This is a genomic window from Bacillus sp. NEAU-Y102 (assembly GCF_054788175.1).
Map to the genome: position 1 here is coordinate 57,431 of NZ_JBTWFK010000016.1, position 17,498 is coordinate 74,928.

Annotated in this window: 15 protein-coding genes, 12 tRNA genes and 1 rRNA gene; 26 read left to right on the top strand and 2 right to left on the bottom strand. The window is 37.6% G+C overall.

Annotated elements, in window-relative coordinates; translation table 11 throughout:
• The first annotated feature begins 115 nt into the window (after positions 1–115).
• The 6 genes from ACYFX0_RS28605 to uvsE all read left to right on the top strand — a co-directional run bounded on the left by ACYFX0_RS28605 (position 116) and on the right by uvsE (position 8,633).
• On the top strand, positions 116–1,531 hold the full coding sequence (locus ACYFX0_RS28605; RefSeq protein WP_000809361.1) for an amino acid permease: 1,416 nt from the start codon (positions 116–118) through the stop codon (positions 1,529–1,531).
• A 109-nt stretch (positions 1,532–1,640) separates the two neighbouring features.
• The gene (locus tag ACYFX0_RS28610) at positions 1,641–2,912 is read left to right on the top strand and encodes an MDR family MFS transporter (RefSeq protein ID WP_098437721.1); all 1,272 of its coding nucleotides are present in this window, start codon (positions 1,641–1,643) and stop codon (positions 2,910–2,912) included.
• Between the two features lie 243 nt (positions 2,913–3,155).
• A complete protein-coding gene (locus tag ACYFX0_RS28615; RefSeq protein WP_000161434.1) occupies positions 3,156–4,241 on the top strand; it encodes a D-alanine--D-alanine ligase in 1,086 nt (361 codons plus the stop codon).
• A 63-nt stretch (positions 4,242–4,304) separates the two neighbouring features.
• Positions 4,305–5,681, top strand: coding sequence for a UDP-N-acetylmuramoyl-tripeptide--D-alanyl-D-alanine ligase (murF, locus tag ACYFX0_RS28620; protein ID WP_000595968.1), 1,377 nt, complete (start codon positions 4,305–4,307; stop codon positions 5,679–5,681).
• Positions 5,682–5,986: 305 nt separating this feature from the next.
• Positions 5,987–7,576, top strand: a complete 1,590-nt coding sequence (locus ACYFX0_RS28625; RefSeq protein WP_000206602.1) for a DEAD/DEAH box helicase — start codon at positions 5,987–5,989, stop codon at positions 7,574–7,576.
• A 94-nt stretch (positions 7,577–7,670) separates the two neighbouring features.
• Positions 7,671–8,633, top strand: coding sequence for a UV DNA damage repair endonuclease UvsE (gene uvsE, locus ACYFX0_RS28630; protein ID WP_000961146.1), 963 nt, complete (start codon positions 7,671–7,673; stop codon positions 8,631–8,633).
• On the opposite strand, the gene ACYFX0_RS28635 is transcribed toward uvsE, so the two are convergent.
• Positions 8,626–9,198 carry a rhomboid family intramembrane serine protease gene (locus ACYFX0_RS28635; protein ID WP_000908529.1) on the bottom strand — a complete coding sequence of 191 codons (573 nt, stop codon included), beginning with the start codon at positions 9,196–9,198 and terminating at the stop codon, positions 8,626–8,628. The two genes, uvsE and ACYFX0_RS28635, sit on opposite strands and share 8 nt — an antisense overlap.
• Before the next feature lie 93 nt (positions 9,199–9,291).
• Between ACYFX0_RS28635 and acpS the strand changes: the two genes are divergently transcribed.
• The 6 genes from acpS to ACYFX0_RS28665 all read left to right on the top strand — a co-directional run bounded on the left by acpS (position 9,292) and on the right by ACYFX0_RS28665 (position 15,232).
• Positions 9,292–9,651, top strand: a complete 360-nt coding sequence (gene acpS, locus ACYFX0_RS28640; protein ID WP_000583418.1) for a holo-ACP synthase — start codon at positions 9,292–9,294, stop codon at positions 9,649–9,651.
• Positions 9,652–9,807: 156 nt separating this feature from the next.
• Positions 9,808–10,758, top strand: a complete 951-nt coding sequence (locus ACYFX0_RS28645) for a LolA family protein (protein WP_002084009.1) — start codon at positions 9,808–9,810, stop codon at positions 10,756–10,758.
• 117 nt (positions 10,759–10,875) lie between these two features.
• The gene (alr, locus tag ACYFX0_RS28650; protein ID WP_000390595.1) at positions 10,876–12,045 is read left to right on the top strand and encodes an alanine racemase; all 1,170 of its coding nucleotides are present in this window, start codon (positions 10,876–10,878) and stop codon (positions 12,043–12,045) included.
• A 308-nt stretch (positions 12,046–12,353) separates the two neighbouring features.
• On the top strand, positions 12,354–12,641 hold the full coding sequence (locus tag ACYFX0_RS28655) for an antitoxin EndoAI (RefSeq protein WP_000004570.1): 288 nt from the start codon (positions 12,354–12,356) through the stop codon (positions 12,639–12,641).
• 4 nt (positions 12,642–12,645) lie between these two features.
• Positions 12,646–12,996: a type II toxin-antitoxin system endoribonuclease NdoA gene (ndoA, locus tag ACYFX0_RS28660; protein ID WP_000635965.1), complete on the top strand. Its 351-nt coding sequence runs from the start codon at positions 12,646–12,648 to the stop codon at positions 12,994–12,996.
• 67 nt (positions 12,997–13,063) lie between these two features.
• On the top strand, positions 13,064–15,232 hold the full coding sequence (locus ACYFX0_RS28665; RefSeq protein ID WP_000426210.1) for a Tex family protein: 2,169 nt from the start codon (positions 13,064–13,066) through the stop codon (positions 15,230–15,232).
• A gap of 57 nt (positions 15,233–15,289) precedes the next feature.
• Here ACYFX0_RS28665 and cmpA read toward each other — a convergent pair whose 3' ends face one another.
• Complete coding sequence (gene cmpA, locus ACYFX0_RS28670) at positions 15,290–15,406, bottom strand: cortex morphogenetic protein CmpA (protein ID WP_001143640.1); 117 nt, start codon at positions 15,404–15,406, stop codon at positions 15,290–15,292.
• 195 nt (positions 15,407–15,601) lie between these two features.
• On the opposite strand from cmpA, the gene ACYFX0_RS28675 reads away from it, so the two are divergent.
• From ACYFX0_RS28675 to ACYFX0_RS28740, 14 genes are all read left to right on the top strand, one after another.
• Positions 15,602–16,060, top strand: a complete 459-nt coding sequence (locus ACYFX0_RS28675; RefSeq protein WP_000343552.1) for a SprT family protein — start codon at positions 15,602–15,604, stop codon at positions 16,058–16,060.
• A 113-nt stretch (positions 16,061–16,173) separates the two neighbouring features.
• Positions 16,174–16,248 (top strand) — tRNA-Asn (locus ACYFX0_RS28680).
• A 3-nt stretch (positions 16,249–16,251) separates the two neighbouring features.
• A tRNA-Ser gene (locus ACYFX0_RS28685) sits at positions 16,252–16,342 on the top strand.
• An 8-nt stretch (positions 16,343–16,350) separates the two neighbouring features.
• Positions 16,351–16,425 (top strand) — tRNA-Glu (locus ACYFX0_RS28690).
• Between the two features lie 4 nt (positions 16,426–16,429).
• Positions 16,430–16,505: transfer RNA gene (locus ACYFX0_RS28695), tRNA-Val, on the top strand.
• Between the two features lie 26 nt (positions 16,506–16,531).
• A tRNA-Met gene (locus tag ACYFX0_RS28700) sits at positions 16,532–16,608 on the top strand.
• A gap of 3 nt (positions 16,609–16,611) precedes the next feature.
• Positions 16,612–16,687 (top strand) — tRNA-Asp (locus ACYFX0_RS28705).
• Positions 16,688–16,773: 86 nt separating this feature from the next.
• Positions 16,774–16,848 (top strand) — tRNA-Gln (locus tag ACYFX0_RS28710).
• A 5-nt stretch (positions 16,849–16,853) separates the two neighbouring features.
• Positions 16,854–16,926: transfer RNA gene (locus ACYFX0_RS28715), tRNA-Lys, on the top strand.
• 17 nt (positions 16,927–16,943) lie between these two features.
• Positions 16,944–17,026, top strand: a tRNA-Leu gene (locus tag ACYFX0_RS28720).
• Positions 17,027–17,122: 96 nt separating this feature from the next.
• Positions 17,123–17,199 (top strand) — tRNA-Arg (locus ACYFX0_RS28725).
• Between the two features lie 4 nt (positions 17,200–17,203).
• Positions 17,204–17,280, top strand: a tRNA-Pro gene (locus tag ACYFX0_RS28730).
• 1 nt (position 17,281) lies between these two features.
• Positions 17,282–17,352, top strand: a tRNA-Gly gene (locus ACYFX0_RS28735).
• A 77-nt stretch (positions 17,353–17,429) separates the two neighbouring features.
• Positions 17,430–17,498 (top strand): 16S ribosomal RNA (locus ACYFX0_RS28740); the annotation flags it as partial.

Here is a 17,498-nt window from a genome sequence, read left to right on the forward strand (position 1 = left end):
TTCAGAAGAATTTCTACTTGTTTCGACAAAAGTATTGACTAGGAAAAGCGTAATGAGTAAAATAAAAAAGCGAATTAAAAATTTTCAGAAAATTTAAAACTTGGAGGAGTGAAAGATGAAGCAAATTTTTCAAAAGAAGCCAATTGCAAAGTTAATGCAAGAAAGTAAGCAAAAAACGTTAGCAAGAACATTGGGCGCGCTAGATTTAACTATGCTTGGAATCGGAGCAATTGTTGGAACTGGTATTTTTGTTCTAACGGGTGTTGTGGCAGCGAAACATTCTGGGCCAGCTATTATATTATCGTTTGCGATTGCCGCGCTAGCTTGTGCCTTTGCTGCATTTTGTTATGCTGAATTTGCTTCTTCAGTTCCTGTATCGGGCAGTGTGTATACGTATACATACGCGACGATGGGAGAAGTATTCGCATTTTTAATTGGCTGGGATCTAATGCTTGAATATTTACTTGCTACATCTGCTGTAGCAAACGGTTGGTCTGCATATTTTCAATCTTTATTAAAGGGGTTTGGAATTCACATTCCGACTATTCTCTCCTCGGCTCCTGGTACAGGAAAGGGTGGAATAATTGATCTACCTGCAGTTCTAATTATTTTAGTGATGACAGTTCTTTTATCTAGGGGTGTTCGTGAAAGTGCACGAGTAAATAACATTATGGTATTTATTAAAATAGCAGTTGTTCTTATTTTTATCTTTGCTGGTTTTAATTATGTGAAACCTGAAAACTGGACGCCTTTTATGCCGTTTGGTTTAGATGGTGTAATGGCTGGAGCGGCTACAGTATTCTTCGCATTTATAGGATTTGATGCAGTTTCAACAGCGGCAGAAGAAGTGAAACGTCCGCAACGTGATTTACCAATTGGTATTATTGCATCGTTATTAATTTGTACAGTTCTTTATATCGTTGTTTCGCTTATTTTGACAGGAATTGTTCCATACGGACAGTTAAATATATCAGATCCAGTTGCTTTTGCACTTCAATTTATTGGACAAGATGGCTTAGCTGGAGTAATTTCAGTAGGAGCAATTACAGGAATTACAACAGTAATGCTAGTTATGATGTATGGACAAGTTCGTGTTTCTTATGCGATGAGCCGAGATGGTTTACTGCCGAAGCGTCTTGCTAAAGTTCATCCGAAATTTAAAACGCCATTTTTAAATACATGGACAACGGGAATTATTGCGGCACTGATTTCAGGATTAATAGATTTAAATGTTTTAGCACATCTTGTAAACATGGGGACATTGTCAGCATTTGCACTCGTAGCTGTTGCGGTAATTGTAATGAGAAGAACCCATCCAGACTTACCAAGGGCATTTAAGGCTCCGCTTGTACCATTTTTACCAGCATTAACAGTAATTTTCTGTTTATACTTAATGCTTCAATTATCGGGGACAGCATGGATTAGTTTTGGGATATGGATGGTTATTGGTATAGCGGTTTACTTCTTATATAGCCGAAAACATAGTGCTTTAAATAATAGTAAAAAAGAAGAAGATGTTGCGAATTTATAAGCGAAAAAAATCCATTCTAATTCTGTTAGAATGGATTTTTATATTTGAAAATTTACATTTTTCTGAACTTATTATAAGATAATTGTTGGCTAACTAAAGGGGTGAAATGATGAAAAATACGTGGCGTGAGTTAAGGGAGATGGACCGTAACGTATGGATTCGATTTATTGGAGAGACGTTAAATGGAATTGCAATGATGATGTTAATGCCTTTTTTTGCATTATATTTAAAAGATAAGGTAGATTCGTTGTTGGAAGTTGGGGTTATTATGGCGCTTTCTCCAATTGCTGCAAGCTTTGGATCACTTATAGGAGGAAGAATTGCTGACATATATGGAAGAAAACCGATTATGATATTTTCTATGGCAAGTAATGCATTATTAATGCTCGGTTTTCTATTTATAGAAGGGTTTATTCCATATGCAATTTTATCTATTTTTTTAGGGTTGAGTAATTCTTTATTTCACCCAGCTGCATCAGCTATGGTCGCAGATGTAACGGCACCAGAAAAAAGAACAGAGGCATATGGTTTATTACGAATGGGACACAATATAGGTGCTGCGATTGGTCCGATAATGGGAGCATCAGTAGTTGTGTTGTCAAAGAATCTTGTGTTTATTATTGCCTCTTCTACAATGCTATTTTATGCGTTACTTGTATTACTTCTTATTCAAGAGACGATGCCAAAGAGGATAGATAAGGAAGAACATAAAGAAAAGGAATCTGGGGCAGTTTGGAAAATTGTAATGCGAGATAAGGCATTAATGATTTACTTATTAGCAGGTATTATCATTTCGATGGGGTTTTCTCAAACAGAAAGCATGTTGCCACTACATTTTGATAATGAAATGAAGCGTATTTTTGGAACGAATAATCCATATCCATATTTAATGGCGTTAAACGGACTATTAGTTGTTTTATTCCAATTTCAAATTTCAAAATGGGCTACGGATAAACCAGTCGGGAAGACGATGTTATATGGTGCATGTTTGTTCGGGATTGGATTATTTTTTATAGGGTGGTTACCGAAGTGGTTTGGAGAGTTTAATACAAATGCTACAGTTATTTTAATAACACTACTGTTCGTTTATGCTATATATACGTTAGGTGAGATGATTATGTCGCCTGTACAGATGACATTTGTAGCAAATTTGGCCCCTGAGCATTTGAGAGGGACTTATATGGGCGCTGCAAGTTTGCAGTGGATTACAGGAAGCGCATTTGGTCCACTTTTGGGGGGTTTTTTATTAGATCGATTACTTGGCCACTTTCTATTTACAATTTTAGCTGTAGGATGTGTAGTTGCAGGTATTGTATATATTTCTTTAGATCGCCTTGTTGAGCAAAGGCAAAAAGATACACTAACCAAACAATCTTCTTAGTAAATAGGTGACATACACAAAAAAGGGGATTTCTACATATTTTAGGTACATAACTAGATAGGATTACCATTTCATTTTAAAATTCACCTTTGTATAGTAGTGGAATAGAAAAAGTGTAGAAAACCAATAAGTGGTGTCATTTAATTATTTGTGGAAGTTACATTTTATTTCAAATAGGAACTACCTATTTTTATAAAAAGTGCTAAAATAGAAAAATGAAAACAATTGGTTAGGGTGATTTCAGTGACAAAAATTAAATTAGGTTTATTATATGGTGGAAAATCAGCTGAGCATCAAGTTTCGTTACAGACGGCTCTTGCTGCTATTAAAGCGTTAAATCAAGATAAATTCGAGATTCATCCAATTTATATTACAGAACAAGGTCAATGGGTACGTGGTGAGCGTATTGAAGGCGAAGTGACAGATGTTGAAGCTTTAAAAATGAGTAGTGCAGAAAATGCGATTTCTCCGTTATCATTAAGTACAGAGATTATTCCATCTGCAGCTTCTGAGGAAAACGCTATTGACGTTATTTTCCCATTACTACATGGACCAAACGGTGAAGATGGAACGGTTCAAGGACTATTAGAATTGATGAATATTCCTTATGTAGGAAATGGTGTTCTAGCATCATCTGCTGGTATGGATAAAGTTGTTATGAAAAACATCTTTGCAGAGGCTGGTTTAAAACAAGCAAAATATGCGTCTTTCATTCGCAGTGCATGGGAAAAAAATCGTGAGGAAGCTTATTCTAAAGTAGAAGATAAGTTAGGATATCCTTGTTTCGTAAAACCAGCAAACCTTGGTTCAAGTGTTGGTATTAATAAGTGTAAAAATCGTGAAGAACTTGAGAATGCATTTGTAGAGGCATTCCAATTTGATCGCAAAATTATTGTAGAAGAAAATATTGTAGGTCGTGAAGTAGAAGTGGGGGTACTAGGTAATGATGAGCCGAAATGTTCAGTTGTAGGTGAAATCGTTCCGAAAAAGGACTTCTATGATTATAAGTCGAAATATATCGATGGTGATACGGCGTTAATTATTCCAGCTGAAATGACAGAAGAAGAATCTGATGTGATTAAGCGTGATGCAATTATTGCGTTCCAATCATTAGATGGTGCAGGCTTAACGCGAGCTGATTTCTTCTTAACGAAAGACGGAGAAGTGTATATTAACGAAGTAAACACTATGCCAGGATTTACACCGTTTAGTATGTTCCCTCTATTATGGCAACATACTGGGTTACCGTATCCAGAGTTAATCGAAGAGCTAATTCGTTTAGCGATTGAACGTCACGAAGAAAAACAAAAAATTAAATATACAATCTAACAAAAAAAGGAGGAAGCACTATTCGTAGGAATAGTGCTTCCTCTATGTAAGGAGCGTTTCTATATGATAAAGCGAATGTTAAAGCAAGTAGAACAGATGGTAAATGGTACTGGATTAGCAGAGCAATATGAGGGAACTATTATTCAAGGCGTGTCTATTGATACGAGAAAAATTGAAAAAGGAAACTTATATGTTCCGATTCAAGGGGAGCGTTTCGATGGACATGCTTTTGTAGATAAAGCAGTTGAAAATGGAGCTGTAGCTACATTATGGATGAAAGATGTAGCAAATCCACCCGAGAATCTTCCGGTTATTTTTGTAGAAGATACGCTATCTGCACTGCAAATGTTAGCGAAAAACTATCGCGATCAATTGGATGTTAAAGTTGTTGGTGTGACAGGTAGTAACGGTAAAACATCCACGAAAGATATTGTGACAAGTATTCTCGCGACTAAGTTCAAAGTTCAAAAAACAGAAGGAAATTTCAATAACCATATTGGGTTACCTCTCACTATTTTAAACTTAGAAGAAAATACAGAAGTAGCTGTATTAGAAATGGGTATGTCAAGCCGAGGAGAGATTGAATTTTTATCTAAGTTAGCTCGTCCTAATGCAGCTATCATTACGAATATTGGTGAGGCACATTTAATGGATTTAGGATCTCGTGAGGCAATTGCTGAAGCGAAATTAGAAATTGTTACAGGGTTACAAGAAGGTGGCGTGTTCGTATATAATGGAGATGAGCCGTTATTAACGAATCGTGTTCCTGAAATGAATTTAGCAGCAGAAACAGTTACGTTTGGTGATGCAAGAGCCAACGATTACTATCCAACGACTGTAACATTACAGGCAACTGGGACACATTTTAAAATGAATAGAGATGAAAATATTTCATTCTACCTACCGGTGTTAGGAAAACATAATGTGTACAATACACTTGCTTCAATGGCAATTGCGACACATTTTGGGGTGACGTGGGAAGAAATGAAACAAGGTTTAGTAACACTTCAAATGACGGGCATGCGTATGGAGATTGTAAAAACGGATAGTGGATTAACAATTATCAACGATGCTTATAATGCAAGTCCGACGGCTATGGAGGCAGCATTCCATTTAATGAATGGTTTAGATGGATTTACTAAAAAAATCGTTGTGCTCGGTGATATGTTAGAACTTGGAAATCAAGAAGTGCAGTTCCATTATGAGGTAGGTAAATTAATCGATCCAGCAAAAATCGCACATGTATTCACATACGGTAGATTAGGAGCTCAAATTGCTGAAGGAGCGAAAATTAATTTCCCTAATGAACGTGTAAAGGCGTATGATAATAAAGAAGAGTTAGTAAGAGATTTACAAGCGGTAGTCGATGCCAAAGATGTTGTATTAATAAAAGCATCTCGCGGTATGAAATTAGAAGAAGTAATTACGATGTTGAAATAATTGGTGTATATAAATAGGGATGATAGTCACGAAAATAGAAGAAACTTATAATAAGCGCTTACAGTAAATGATAAAAAAATAAAAGTAAAGAAAAAGGCCCTGAATATAAAATAAGGTAACAGTTGGGTTTGCTTTTTACACATACAAAACTTATAATTGATAAAGTGTAATAACGTTTAGAAGTATTTTCGTGAAGAATATACGCCCGGTTATATACGTGAGCATTCAGGAAAAGGGCTTTTCCGCAAATTCGGAAAACGCCTTTTTTTAAATGATAAGTATAGGATAGAAAAGGAGAAGTAACATTGACAACATTTCGAGAATTAGGATTAAGTGAGTCTTTACTGCAATCGGTTGAAAGTATGGGCTTTGAAGAGGCTACGCCGATTCAAGCTGAAACAATTCCACATGCATTGCAAGGTAAGGATATTATTGGGCAAGCGCAAACAGGTACAGGGAAAACAGCAGCATTCGGATTACCACTATTAGATAAAGTGGATACAAATAAAGAAGCAGTTCAAGGTATTGTTATCGCGCCAACGCGTGAATTAGCAATTCAAGTTGGAGAAGAGCTATACAAAATTGGTAAACATAAACGTGTTCGTATTCTACCAATTTATGGTGGTCAAGATATTAACCGCCAAATTCGTGCTCTAAAAAAACACCCACACATTATTGTTGGTACGCCGGGTCGTATTTTAGATCATATTAACCGTAAAACACTTCGCTTACAAAACGTAGAGACTGTTGTTCTTGATGAAGCGGATGAAATGTTAAACATGGGCTTCATTGAAGATATTGAAGCGATTTTAACAGATGTGCCAGAAACACATCAAACATTATTATTCTCAGCGACAATGCCAGATCCAATCCGTCGTATTGCTGAGCGTTTCATGACTGAGCCTCAACACATTAAAGTAAAAGCAAAAGAAGTAACAATGCCAAACATTCAGCAGTTCTATTTAGAAGTGCAAGAAAAGAAAAAGTTTGACGTGTTAACACGCTTACTAGATATTCAATCTCCAGAGCTTGCGATCGTATTCGGTCGTACAAAGCGTCGTGTTGATGAATTATCAGAAGCATTAAACTTACGTGGTTATGCAGCAGAAGGTATTCATGGTGACTTAACACAGGCGAAACGTATGTCTGTATTACGTAAATTTAAAGAAGGTGCTATTGAAGTTCTTGTTGCAACAGACGTTGCTGCACGTGGTCTTGATATTTCAGGCGTAACACACGTATACAACTTCGATATCCCACAAGATCCAGAATCATACGTTCACCGTATCGGTCGTACTGGCCGTGCAGGTAAAAAAGGTATTGCAATGTTATTTGTAACACCACGTGAATCAGGACAATTAAAAAATATCGAGCGTACAACAAAACGTAAAGTTGATCGCATGGAAGCACCGACACTTGATGAGGCATTAGAAGGTCAACAACGTTTAATCGCTGAAAAACTTCAAAGCACGATTCAAAATGAGAACTTATCATACTACAAGCGTATTGCAGAAGAAATGTTAGAAGAGAATGACTCTGTAACAGTAGTAGCTGCTGCTTTAAAAATGATGACTAAAGAGCCGGATACAACTCCGATTGCTTTAACATCAGAACCACCAGTTGTTTCAAGAGGTGGCGGTTCTAAAAAACGTGGCGGTAACGGAGGCGGATACCGTGATGGTAACCGTAATCGTAGTCGTGATGGACGCGGTGGTGGCGATGGTCGTAACCGTGATGGACGTAATCGTGACGGAAACCGTGATCGCAATCGTGATGGAAACCGTGATCGTAATCGTGATGGTGGTAGTCGTGGTCGTAGAGGTGAAGGTCAAGGTCGCCCAGGATCTTCAAATGGACGCGGCGAAAGAAAACATCATAGCCGTCCACAAGCTTAATAAAAAAAGAGAATGCCCTTTGCGGGCATTCTCTTTTTTTATTTCTGTAATTGTGCATACTACATAGTAGTTATGATAGAAAAGGGGCTGTTATATGCTTGTAAGGCTTGGTTACGTTGCGATGAGTGTGCATTTGAAGAATGCATCCCCATCTCAAACGATGACGTACGCACAGTTTCAGAAAATAGATGATCGTGATGCTGCAATTCGTAAACTTGAAAGAATTGCTAATTCCAATTTGGAAAATTGTTTGCGTTTATTAAAGCATAATAAGGGACATGACATATCTTTCTTTCGGCTTAGTTCTAAGCTCATTCCTTTAGCGAATCATGAGGAATTGTTAGAGTGGAACTATATTCGTCCTTTAAAAGAAAAATTGAAAGAATTAGGTGAATATGCAATTCATATGAATATGCGAATTGATTTTCATCCAGATCATTTTGTTGTACTAAATTCACCTGAGGAGAGTGTTTTCAAACAATCTGTAAAGACATTGCAGATGCACAAAAAATTATTAAAAGGCATGGGGATTGAACATAAGCAACGATGTGTACTACATGTTGGAGGAGGGTATAAAGATAAAGAACTTGCATTAGAGCGTTTTATAGAGAATTGGTCTAATGTCCCAAGGGGTATTCAAGAAATGATTATATTAGAAAATGATGATACAACTTTTACGTTAGAGGAAACATTATATTTAGGAGAAAAATTAGATATTCCCGTCGTGTTTGATTTGCATCACCATATGATGAATAATGAGCAAGAAGATTGGTATGAAGATTGGGCACGTGTTGTTCATACGTGGGAAACATCTTTGTTGCCAGTTAAAATGCATATCTCTAGCCCTAGAGAGGGAAAAGATCCAAGAGCTCATGCAGATTATATTAATGTAGACGCATTTTTATCTTTTTTAAGAAGGATAAAGGGAAGTGTTCCGCAAATTGATTGTATGATTGAGGCGAAGATGAAGGATGAGTCTTTATTTCAATTAATGAGGGATTTAAGCGAACAGGTAGATGTAGAAATTATCGATGGTGCAAGCTTTTATATTAAATAAGCTTTGCACCATCGTTTTTTTTGGTTAAAAAAGGAGTTAAAATGCCGCCGGTTATTAAACCTGTTAAATGACTGATCGGATTGGCGGAAGGGTTAAAGAAAGTAAATAGCAGTAATAGAAGTATCATAATTGAGAAAATGGCAATTTCTTTTGGTTGTGAAGAGCGGTAACGATTGTACAATAAAAATAATTGTGCGCCTAATAGTCCGAAAATCCCACCTGATGCACCTGCGTGAATATATTCAGGTGGCATAATAATATAAGAAGAAATATTTCCAGAAATTCCAGAAATAAAAAATAGAATAAAAAAAGAAAAGTGTCCGAGTTGCTTTTCGATAGAAGAACCAAGTGCAAACAAAAAAATACTATTAGAAAGAAAATGTTGTAAGTCTACGTGTACCAGAAGGGAAGTTATGACACGCCACCATTCTCCTTTAGCGATATATTCATTAGAGGCTGCCAGTGGGAAGAGGAAAAAGTCGCCTAATATCATCAGGACTAAGTGAATAAGAAGTAAGGTGAGAATAGTCGATTGTAAAGAAATCTGAGTGGATCTTATTAGCATACGGTTACTATCCCCCCTTTTGCATCAGAAAGATTCTCTGTTATTCTTATCAATATGAAAGAAGAAAGTTAAATAGAAGAAGGGGATTTTGAAATGATTATAGGGATTGGAATCGATATTATTGAATTAAATCGTATTGAAAAAATGCTAGATGGAAAGCTTAAATTTATGGAACGTATTTTAACGGAAAATGAACGTAATGTTGCTATGGAGCTGAAAGGAAGTCGCCTTACAGAGTTTGTAGCTGGAAGATTTGCAGCGAAAGAGGCATATTCAAAAGCTGTAGGTACTGGTATCGGGAAAGAAGTGAGCTTTTTAGATATTGAAGTGAAAAATGATGAAAGAGGTAAGCCGATTCTGATTACAAGTACAGAGTATGTTGTTCATTTATCAATTAGTCATAGTAAGGAATTTGCTGTTGCTCAAGTTGTTTTAGAAAGCTCGTCACGCTAGTCTGCATATTTTATATCTTTGTCTCATATATTTGAGGTAGCGATAAGGAAGGTACATCTTCCATTCATTTATAGGGGCAAAGGGGCTGAAGTGATGAAAAGGCGTCTGTTTTTAGTTCTTGTCGGTTTGTTGACCGTTTTTGTATTGGCGAGTTGTGTGGAAAAGAAACAAGATGATGTCGTGAAAGATTTAGAAGCGAAAGTAAAAGGGATGAAAAGTTATCAAGCTGAAGCGAAATTATCTATTAAAACAGGAAATGAGCCTCAGGAGTATAACGTAGAAATTTGGCATAAGGAACCGTCTTTTTATCGTGTGAATTTAAAGAATGCAAAAAAAGATCAGAGCCAAATCATTTTAAGAAATGAAGAAGGTGTATTTGTATTAACGCCAGCACTTAATAAGAGCTTCCGTTTTCAAAGTGATTGGCCGCAAAATAGCAGCCAGGCTTATTTATATGAATCACTTGTAAGAGATATTTTGCAGGATAAGAAAAACCTTACTTTCGAGAAAACAGATAAGTATTATATTTTTAAAACAAAAACAAACTATCAACATCAAAATATGTTGCCGAAACAAGAGATTACACTGAAGAAGAGCGATTTGACTCCAGTTTCAGTGAAGTTAATGGATAATGATCAAAATGTTCTTGTAAAAGTAGATTTCTCTAAGGTAAAATTCGATGCGAAATTTGATAAAGGTGCATTTGATACGAAACAAAATATGTCTAGAGCGCAGGTAGATGTTCAAACAACAGCGAAAGAAGACAAACCGTTTGCTACTTTGTATCCGCTTGATACACCACAAGGTATGACTCTGCAAGATGAAAAAGAGTTGAAGACAGACAGTGGCAAGCGTGCGATACTCACATACACTGGAAATAAGAAATCCTTTACTTTAATACAAGAAAAGGCAAAAGTTGCAGAGGCTTCATCAGCGGTAAGTGTAAGTGGAGAACCGGTTGATCTTGGGTTTACGATTGGTGCGTTGACGAAAGACTCTGTAACGTGGTCGCATAACGGAGTAGAATATATGCTCGTGTCTAAAGGTTTAGAGCCGAAGGAGCTGTTAATGGTTGCTCGTTCAGTTACAGCGAAGCAGGTGAAGTAAACTTCTTAGACGTGGTGATATATGTGCACCACGTCTTTTCTTAGTTTGAAGGTGGATTTCATAAAAGAAGCATATAAAAGAATAAGCTTCGCATATCGTGTATAAGGAAGTGTATTTATGGAAGAAGCACCATTTTATCGTGACACGTGGGTGGAAGTGGATTTAGATGCCATTTATAACAACGTTACACATATTAAAGAGTTCATCCCAAGTGATGTAGAGATTTTTGCTGTAGTTAAAGCGAACGCATATGGGCACGATTATGTACCGGTTGCTAAAACGGCATTAGAAGCGGGTGCAACAAGGTTAGCTGTTGCTTTTTTAGATGAAGCTCTAGTGCTTCGGAGGGCCGGTATTACTGTGCCGATTTTAGTGTTAGGTCCCTCGCCGCCGCGTGATGTAAATGTAGCTGCTGAAAATGATGTAGCGCTAACTGTTTTTCAAAAAGAATGGGTGGACGAAGCAATTAAACTTTGGGATGGTTCATCTGTAATGAAATTTCATATTAATTTTGATAGTGGTATGGGGAGAATTGGAATACGTGAAAGAAAAGAGCTGAAAGAATTTTTAAGGAGTTTAGAAGGTGCACCGTTTTTAGAGTTAGAAGGAGTATACACGCATTTTGCAACGGCAGATGAGGTTGAGACTTCGTATTTTGATAAGCAATATAACACGTTCTTAGAGCAGTTAAGTTGGTTGAAAGAATTCGGAGTGGATCCTAAGTTTGTCCATACAGCTAATAGTGCTGCCACGTTACGTTTTCAAGGGATTACATTTAATGCAGTGCGAATTGGGATTGCAATGTATGGATTATCTCCTTCTGTAGAAATACGTCCTTTTTTACCATTTGAATTAGAACCGGCGCTATCACTGCATACGAAAGTAGCTCATATTAAACAGGTGATTAAAGGTGATGGAATTAGTTATAACGTCACTTATCGAACGAAAACTGAAGAATGGATCGCGACTGTAGCGATTGGTTATGCAGATGGATGGCTTAGAAGATTACAAGGATTTGAAGTGCTTATAAATGGTAAAAGGGTACCGATTGTAGGGCGAGTAACAATGGATCAGTTCATGATTCATCTTCCTTGTGAAGTGCCGCTTGGTACGAAAGTTACGCTTATTGGAAGGCAGGGAGATGAGTATATTAGCGCTACAGAGGTTGCGGAATATTCAGGGACTATTAATTATGAAATTATTGCAACGATCAGTTTCCGTGTGCCAAGAATATTTATACGGAATGGTAAGGTTGTAGAGATAATTAATTACTTGAACAATATATAGAAGGTAGCATGATTGCTTCTTGTCATTGGAGTGACTGTTCATTGCTGGATAATAAGCTCTTTTTGATGAGAAGCTTTTTACTTATAATCATTTTTTATATAAGTTACACGTAAGTTTTGAAGAGGAGTTCTATTGTTTTTAGTTAGTTATGAGATAAAAAATTTAAGAAGATGAATGTTTTGTTTGTGAATTGGAAAACATAAGCAAGGAATAAGGAAGTCTTTGCAACAGGCTCCATACAATGGTATTATTACAATAGGTGTCATATATATATTTGGGTGTGTAGTTGACGGTGGAGGTGTATTTTTGTGTCCGAATCAAGTGTAACTACTGAAATCGTGGTTCGGTTGCCAAAGCAAATGGTAACGGAATTGGACGGAATTGGAAAACAAGAGAATAAGAATCGCCATGAACTAATTTGCCAGGCAACACAATTGTTATTGCGTCAACATAAGACGAAGAAACGCTACCAACATGAATCAATGCGACGTGGGTATATTGAAATGGGAAAAATTAATCTTGGTATTGCATCTGAAGCTTTCTTAGCGGAGTATGAAGCAGCTCATACAGTAGAACGCTTAGTTAGCGGGGGGTAATATTTTGATTGTAAAACGCGGCGACGTGTATTTTGCAGACCTTTCCCCAGTTGTTGGTTCTGAGCAAGGAGGCGTTCGTCCGGTTCTTGTCATTCAAAATGACATCGGAAATCGTTTTAGTCCAACGGTGATTGTAGCGGCTATTACTGCACAGATTCAAAAAGCGAAATTACCCACTCATGTGGAAATTGATGCGAAAAAGTATGGTTTTGAGAGAGATTCTGTTATTTTACTTGAGCAGATTCGAACAATCGATAAGCAACGCTTAACGGACAAAATCACTCATTTAGATGAAGTGATGATGAGTCGTGTAGATGAAGCGTTACAAATTAGTTTAGGACTAATAGATTTTTAAATCGGCAGTTTAAGTTGCTCTCTTTGAAGGGCAACTTTTTTTATTATAGAGGAGGTTACGGTTGTATATGGAAATGGTAGATAATCGACAAGCGTTAATGAAAATGTTAGTGAAAGAATTAGGCTTTAGCGAAAAGCAAGTTCGTCATGTTATTCAATTAACAGAAGAAGGTAACACAGTTCCATTTATTGCTCGTTACCGAAAAGAATGGACAGGCTCTTTAGATGAGGTGCAAATTCGTGCGATTTTAGAGAGATGGCAATATATGATGCAACTTGAAGATAGGAAGGAAGAAGTTATTCGTCTTATTGGTGAGAAGGGAAAACTGACAGGAGAGCTAAGGCTGCAAATTGTTAAAGCTACAAAGTTGCAGGAAGTAGAAGATTTATATCGTCCATATAAAGAGAAAAGAAGAACGAAAGCAACGATTGCAAAAGAAAAAGGGTTAGAACCGTTAGCTGAATGGTTATTGTTATATAAGAAAGAAGATCCGGCTAAAAAGGCAGTGGAATTTATTAATGCAGAGAAAGAAGTGCAATCTGCAGAAGAAGCTTTACAAGGTGCACAAGACATTATTGCAGAAATGATTTCAGATGAAGCTACGTATCGTAGTTGGATTCGAAATATTACTTTTAGAAAAGGTATTATGTCTTCGTCTGTAAAAGGTGAAGAAAAAGATGAAAAGAATATATATGAAATGTATTACAGTTATGAAGAACCATTGCAAAAAGTAGTACCACATCGTGTATTAGCAATGAATCGCGGTGAGAAAGAAGATATATTGAGAGTTTCTGTTGTCCCACCAGTAGATGAGATATTAAATTTCTTAAATAAGAAAGTAATTCGTGATAACGATTCTAAAAGTGCGCATTATGTACAATTAGCGATTGAAGATGGTTATAAACGATTAATTCAATCTTCAATTGAAAGAGAAATTCGTAAAGAATTAACAGAAACAGCTGAAGAACAAGCGATACATATTTTCTCTGAGAACTTACGTAACTTATTATTACAACCTCCGATGAAAGGGAAAGTCGTGCTAGCGGTAGACCCGGCATATAGAACTGGTTGTAAATTATCTGTAGTAGATGATACGGGGAAAGTACTACATATTGATGTTATTTATCCGCATCCGCCTGTTCGTAAATATGATGACGCAAAAACGAAAGTTCTTTCTATTATAGATAAATATCAAGTTGAAATGATTGCAATTGGTAATGGGACAGCATCTAGAGAAACAGAGGAATTTATAGTAGATGTATTGCAAAGTGTGAAACAGGAAGTCTTTTATATTATTGTAAATGAAGCGGGTGCTAGTGTATATTCAGCTTCTGATTTAGCTCGTGAAGAATTCCCAAATTTACAAGTTGAAGAGAGAAGTGCCGTTTCTATTGGAAGACGTCTGCAAGATCCACTGGCTGAACTTGTGAAAATTGATCCTAAATCAGTAGGGGTTGGACAATACCAACATGATGTATCTCAAAAGAGATTGAATGAGTCATTAACATTTGTAGTAGAGACAGCTGTTAACCAAGTTGGGGTTAATGTAAATACGGCTTCGGTTGCATTGTTACAATATGTTTCAGGTTTATCGAAAACTGTTGCGAAAAATATTGTGGCAAAGAGAGAAGAGGATGGGAAATTCACAAAGCGCACGGAATTAAAGAAAATCCCACGTTTAGGTGCAAAGACGTACGAACAATGTATAGGTTTCTTGCGTATATTAGAAGGAGCGAATCCATTAGATCGGACAGGTATTCATCCTGAACAATATAAAAATGTTGAATTGTTATTGAAGAGTTTAGGGTTATCGATAGATGACGTAGGACAACCGCAATTACAAAAGAGATTGGAAGAAGTAGAGATTTCTAAGTTGTCTCAAGAAACGGGAGTTGGGGAGCCGACGTTAGTTGATATTATAGATGCACTCATTAGTCCAGAACGAGATATGAGGGATGAGTTGCCTAAACCACTTCTGAAAAAAGGGATTTTGAAATTAGAAGATTTAAAACGTGGTATGGAACTAGAAGGAACAGTGCGTAACGTTGTTGATTTTGGTGCTTTTGTTGATGTTGGCGTAAAGCAAGATGGTTTAGTGCATATTTCTAAGCTTAGCAAACAGTTTGTAAAGCATCCGTTAGATGTTGTATCAGTAGGACGAATTGTAAAAGTATGGGTAGATGATATTGATACAAAAAAAGGACGCGTTGCACTATCTATGTTGCCGATTGAATAGTAAGGGAAGAGAGCAGATAAAACTGCTCTTTTTTTATAGAATAAAAAGTGTAATGGATCATGAGTTTTGATGTATTTTGCTATAATAAAACCAGCATTCATTTAGCAATTTAATTTGATACCGGTTTTTTTCGAAATATGCACGTTGCATCTGTTTTTTTAGCCACGTAGGCATAGGAATCCCTCCTTGTTTAATCCTACTCTCAAAAATCTAAAGTACTATTAATGAGAGGTTGGTGAGTGGATTTCTATTCATGTTGTGTTTTTAGAAACCACGCGTCTTGAATGAGGATGGGTATATGTACTATTTAATATATGTATAAGAAGCGTGAAAAGTGTAAAAATATTTTTTTGTTTAGGAGGAATGAGAATGGACGAGAAAGAAATTCAACGGCTAGTGGAAGAAGTATCGCTACAATACTTCGGAATGCCATTTTTACATAAAGTAAAGTTCAATAGTAGGTTGCGTACAACTGGCGGGCGTTATCTGTTGAAGAGTCACAATGTTGAACTGAATTATCGATATTACGAAATGTATGGTAAGGAGGAATTAATCGGAATCATCAAACATGAACTGTGTCATTATCACTTGCATATTACAGGAAGAGGGTATAAGCACAGGGACAGAGATTTTCGTGAGTTGTTAAAGAAAGTTGATGCACCTCGTTTTTGTAAACGAATGATTAATGAAGAGAAGGAAAAAAAGATTTATAAGTATGAATGTATGGAGTGTTTACTTCAATATGTAAGAAGGCGTCAAATAAATACAAAAAGATATGTCTGCGGAAAGTGTAAAGGGAAACTCAAACCGATATCGAAAACATCTTGACAGTAAAAACGCAATCCAGTATATTATAAACATGTCACGTTTGAACAAGATGTTGTTAAAAACTTCTTGACTTACAGAAAGAAATTTTATAAGATACAAATTGTCTTCATTATTCCGCAGTAGCTCAGTGGTAGAGCTATCGGCTGTTAACCGATCGGTCGTAGGTTCGAGTCCTACCTGCGGAGCCATACAGAGAAGTACCCAAGTGGCTCAAGGGGCTCCCCTGCTAAGGGAGTAGATCGCTAACGCGGTGCGAGGGTTCGAATCCCTTCTTCTCTGCCATACATATTGGCCCGTTGGTCAAGTGGTTAAGACACCGCCCTTTCACGGCGGTAACACGGGTTCGAATCCCGTACGGGTCACCACTTCGGAGGATTAGCTCAGCTGGGAGAGCACCTGCCTTACAAGCAGGGGGTCGGCGGTTCGATCCCGTCATCCTCCACCATATGAATTTTATATGAATAGTATCATCGCGGGGTGGAGCAGTACGGTAGCTCGTCGGGCTCATAACCCGAAGGTCGCAGGTTCAAATCCTGTCCCCGCAACCAAATGGTCCCGTGGTGTAGTGGTTAACATGCCTGCCTGTCACGCAGGAGATCGCCGGTTCGACCCCGGTCGGGACCGCCATTTTAACTTCTGCTAATTGGCAGTTGTTTTTTATTGGACATTATGGTACAATAACATTTGTCTTTGAAAACAAGATATTTTTTCAGTGGGCTATAGCCAAGCGGTAAGGCAACGGACTTTGACTCCGTCATGCGCTGGTTCGAATCCAGCTAGCCCAGCCATTTACGAGCCATTAGCTCAGTTGGTAGAGCATCTGACTTTTAATCAGAGGGTCGAAGGTTCGAATCCTTCATGGCTCACTTTTTGTTTTTTCCGCGCGGTCGTGGCGGAACGGCAGACGCGCTAGGTTGAGGGCCTAGTGGGGGAAACCCCGTGGAGGTTCAAGTCCTCTCGGCCGCATCAAAAAAATCTTAAAAAAGTACTTGCGTTTGAAAATGTAGTATGATAAGATAATTGAGTCGCCAAAATACAACGACGAAAAAACATCATGAATAAGCGCCCGTAGCTCAATTGGATAGAGCGTTTGACTACGGATCAAGAGGTTAGGGGTTCGACTCCTCTCGGGCGCGCCAATTACGGGAAGTGGCTCAGCTTGGTAGAGCACCTGGTTTGGGACCAGGGGGTCGCAGGTTCAAATCCTGTCTTCCCGACCACGCGGGTGTAGTTTAGTGGTAAAACAAGAGCCTTCCAAGCTCTGGTCGAGAGTTCGATTCTCTTCACCCGCTTTTAGTTCTTTGAAAACTGAACGAAACAAACAACGTGAAACGTCAATTTTTATTTTTAGATGCTAGACAAACTAACTTTATTGGAGAGTTTGATCCTGGCTCAGGATGAACGCTGGCGGCGTGCCTAATACATGCAAGTCGAGCGA

Coding starts and splice junctions, on each gene's coding strand:
- ACYFX0_RS28605 (WP_000809361.1), top strand. CDS start 116: ATGAAGCAAATTTTTCAAAAGAAGCCAATTGCAAAGTTAATGCAAGAA.
- ACYFX0_RS28610 (WP_098437721.1), top strand. CDS start 1,641: ATGAAAAATACGTGGCGTGAGTTAAGGGAGATGGACCGTAACGTATGG.
- murF (WP_000595968.1), top strand. CDS start 4,305: ATGATAAAGCGAATGTTAAAGCAAGTAGAACAGATGGTAAATGGTACT.
- uvsE (WP_000961146.1), top strand. CDS start 7,671: ATGCTTGTAAGGCTTGGTTACGTTGCGATGAGTGTGCATTTGAAGAAT.
- ACYFX0_RS28635 (WP_000908529.1), bottom strand. CDS start 9,198: ATGCTAATAAGATCCACTCAGATTTCTTTACAATCGACTATTCTCACC.
- acpS (WP_000583418.1), top strand. CDS start 9,292: ATGATTATAGGGATTGGAATCGATATTATTGAATTAAATCGTATTGAA.
- alr (WP_000390595.1), top strand. CDS start 10,876: ATGGAAGAAGCACCATTTTATCGTGACACGTGGGTGGAAGTGGATTTA.
- ACYFX0_RS28665 (WP_000426210.1), top strand. CDS start 13,064: ATGGAAATGGTAGATAATCGACAAGCGTTAATGAAAATGTTAGTGAAA.
- cmpA (WP_001143640.1), bottom strand. CDS start 15,406: ATGCCTACGTGGCTAAAAAAACAGATGCAACGTGCATATTTCGAAAAA.
- ACYFX0_RS28675 (WP_000343552.1), top strand. CDS start 15,602: ATGGACGAGAAAGAAATTCAACGGCTAGTGGAAGAAGTATCGCTACAA.